3 protein-coding genes are annotated in these 3,211 nt (G+C 72.0%); all 3 read right to left on the bottom strand.

Features of this window, described 5'->3' with window-relative positions; genetic code table 11:
• Positions 1 to 594: 594 nt before the first annotated feature.
• Entirely contained in the window at positions 595 to 1,008 is a 414-nt protein-coding gene (locus tag M3N57_10540) for a hypothetical protein (GenBank protein ID MDP9023105.1), read from the bottom strand.
• A gap of 43 nt (positions 1,009 to 1,051) precedes the next feature.
• Positions 1,052 to 1,477 carry a hypothetical protein gene (locus tag M3N57_10545; protein ID MDP9023106.1) on the bottom strand — a complete coding sequence of 142 codons (426 nt, stop codon included), beginning with the start codon at positions 1,475 to 1,477 and terminating at the stop codon, positions 1,052 to 1,054.
• A gap of 29 nt (positions 1,478 to 1,506) precedes the next feature.
• On the bottom strand, positions 1,507 to 3,211 hold a 1,705-nt coding region (locus M3N57_10550), incomplete at its 5' end, for a signal peptidase I (GenBank protein ID MDP9023107.1).

Here is a 3,211-nt window from a genome sequence, read left to right on the forward strand (position 1 = left end):
CCTCCGGTGCCCCGCCCGCCTCCGGTCGCCCACCCGCCAACAGCAACGAGCAGCCGGGTGGTGTCAGCCCGGACCGCAGCGGCGGATCCACCGATCGGCGGACACAGCCACCACAGCCAGCTGCTCCCGACCGCGACCAAGGCGCGCCGCCCTCGCAGCCGGAACCGGGCGGTCGCGCGCCGGCCGAAGCCAGGTCGGAGCCGCCCTCGTCGCAGCCATCCGGCCAGGCCCCGGCCGAGGCGCCGCCGGCGGAACCCGGTCGCGGTTCCCAGCCGCCGGATCCATCCGGGCGAGGCAAAGCCGAGCCCCGCAACCGACCGTCCGACGTGGAGCCGGTGCCGGCCGAGCCGCAGGGGTGACGACGACCGCCGCAGCACCGAACTCCGGGACCCGCCGGGACGTCCTCGTCCGCGGTGACGCCGCGCGGATCCTGTCCGCCTAGCGCTTCCGTTAGACCACCATCGGCGATGAGCGGACCCCGGACGACGTCGCGTCCGGGTCGCCTTGCGGGGATGCTGGGATGCTGGGTGCGTCGAAGAGCCCCTCGTGCTGTTGCTTCCTCCGTGGCGTGCCGCCGTCGTGTTGTCGCGGTTGTCAGTGCCTGCGGGTCCTTATCGCCCGGGACAACCGGATGGTCGCGAAGGCAGTGGCGGCCGCTAGCGCGATCGCGCACAGCCCGGTCGCGACGAAGTACTCGTGCACGGTGTTTATCGACCGCGCCCACGAGGCCAATGCGACCAGCCCGAACAACGCCGCGGACATCAGCACGAGCCACGTCGCTCCCTCGCCAAGCGGCTCGAGGCTGGTTCGGTCAACGAAGGCCTCCCCCGTAAGGGGCCGGCTGGTGTACACGCTGTCGAACCGCACCGGTGTCGGGGGCAGTGTCTGTCGCCGGCCGCCGTCGGCTGACGCAAGCCGCTGGGCCGTGCGTGGTGCGGCGGCAGGGAACTCGTCGTCGATGACGCCGTGCTGGTGCAGCTGCGCGACGCTCTCCCACTCGTCGCGCATCCCGAACCCTCCGCCGTCGGCTGGAAAGTGCAGGTGCATGCGGTCAGGCCGCGGAGTGGCTGACCATCACGGTCACTGCCTTGGGCGCCGAACGCGACGTCTTGGACCCGGTCGTGGTGCAGGTCAGCGGTGTGTGGTCGTCGGTGAGGTTCTCGGCTGTCCCGTTGTCGTTCACAGGGCCGATGCTGCAGCCGTACCAGCCGCCAGACGTGGTGAGTCGGACCTTGGCGTCGCTGAGGGCAACCACCGCGCCGGCGAGATGGAGGTCGACCTGCGAGACGACGGCGGAGTCGTGGGGGTCGACGGTGTAGACGATCTTGGTCACGGTGTGCTCTCCGGAGCTGACGCTGATGGCGGTCCCGTCCCCAGGATCGGCCGCGGCGAGGATCGCCGAAGAGCGTCCGTCCGCCACCATCACGGCCAGGGCAGTGGCGGCAACGAGCAGGTATGCGGTGAGAGCTGTACGCATCGGTGGGCCTTCGTTGATGGCGGGCGGTGTCACGTCGTTGGCGGTGGCGAAGCCGTGTGGTCGAGGTCTGCGGCAGCACGCCGTTGCGCCTCGGCGACCGGCGGCGGGCTGTGAGCGCCGACCGCGGTTGGGGATGGGTGGCGGGGTCGGTAGCGGTAGCGCGTCGCGCTGGTTTCCACCAGATACAGGTGGGTGCCGTCGCGGGTGGCCAGGTGCAGGACGGGCTGCTCGGCATGCTGCGCGAGCGCAGCGAGCGCTTCGATGGTGGTGACCTCCACCTGGGTTCGGCCCTGCGCTGGGGCGATCCCGGCCACGTCGAGCAGCTGGTGGCGGTAGCGGTCATGGATGCGGTCGGGTTCTGTCTGCTGGCGGTCGCGCCTGGCCGCCCGGGCGGCTGCCGCCGCCGCTGTGAGCGCGGCGCCTGCCACGACGACCGCGACGACGCGGGCGGTCCCCACCGCGATCCCGTGACCGGCGATCTCCACGCGGGATGGACGCTGGTCGGGAACCGTGACCGAGCCCGTGTCGGACAACGTGAGCGTGGTGGCGTCGTCGCCGCCGGATGTCTGAGGGTCGTCGCCGGACGCCTTCGACGGTGTGGCGACCACCATCCGCAGCTCGTCGAGCTGGAAGGTGGCGGTCGGCGCGAACCGGGCTGACAGCGGTGCCCCCGCGACCGCGCCGTCGACCTGGAGGTCGGCGGTCACGCCCAGCAGCTGCCCGCCTCCCGGCATCCCGGTGGCGGCGTGGACCTCCCCGGCCAGGGCCCGTAGCGCAGTCAGGTCGAGTCGGCCTTCGAGGGTGGCCTGGTTGCCGGTGAACGACGTGCGCTTGCCGGCGGGCAACGTGCGTCGCCAGCCGCTGGCGTCGGTGATCTCGACCAGCAGCTGACCGGATCCGGTGATGTCGGCGGTTGCGGGACCGTCGAGCCGCCACGTCAACGCCAGCTCGACGTCGTCGATCAGGCGGAGGAAGATCGGGTCGCCGGTGTGGAGCTTGCCGTCGGGGTACACCGGCCCCGGATCGGTCACGGCGGTGTAGTCCAACGTCGCGTGGTGGGTGAACGCCACCGTCCCCGGCTGTCGGGTGGGGCGGGTGAAGGCCACCGCTCCGAGCCCCGTGGCCACCACCAGCCCCGCAGCTGCGATCGCCACGAGCTGACGGGGACGCCCGCCCCAGGCGCGGTGGGATGCGTGCGTGCGGCTGGTCTTTTCAAGCGGCGCGGTTCTTGTGTCTCGCTGCCGCCTGCGACGGGCGCGACGACCGGCGATGCCGCCGCCGGCGCCGACCGCGAGGACCAACGGCACGGCTAGGCGGGCGGGGGTGGGAAGGTTCAGCACACGCCCGGCCTGGGGCACCGACAGCCACGCCCGCCCGATGACGTCGTCGCGGGTGGGGCGGTCTTGGTCGACCCAGTCGTTGTTGTCGCCTTGGGTGACGAACTGGTCGCCGTCACGGTCGATGACCCGGTGCAGCACGACGGTGTCCAGCTCGCCGCTGCGGTAGGCGATCACGTCCCCGACGCGGTAGTCGCTGGCGCGGCGGAGGAGCACCAGGTCGTGTGGCTGGTAGGTGGGCAGCATGCTGTGGCCGTAGGTGGACACGACCGCGATCGGCCCGCCCAGTTGCTGTGGGCCGACCAGCAGCCACGCCACAGCAGCCACGATCACGGCACCCACCGCGCCGGCGCTCATCCGCATGCCCATGAGTGTTCGCTCCTTGACTGGGCGGTGG

The organism is Actinomycetota bacterium, from assembly GCA_030776725.1.
In the GTDB taxonomy this organism is placed as follows: Bacteria; Actinomycetota; Nitriliruptoria; order Nitriliruptorales; family JAHWKO01; genus JAHWKW01.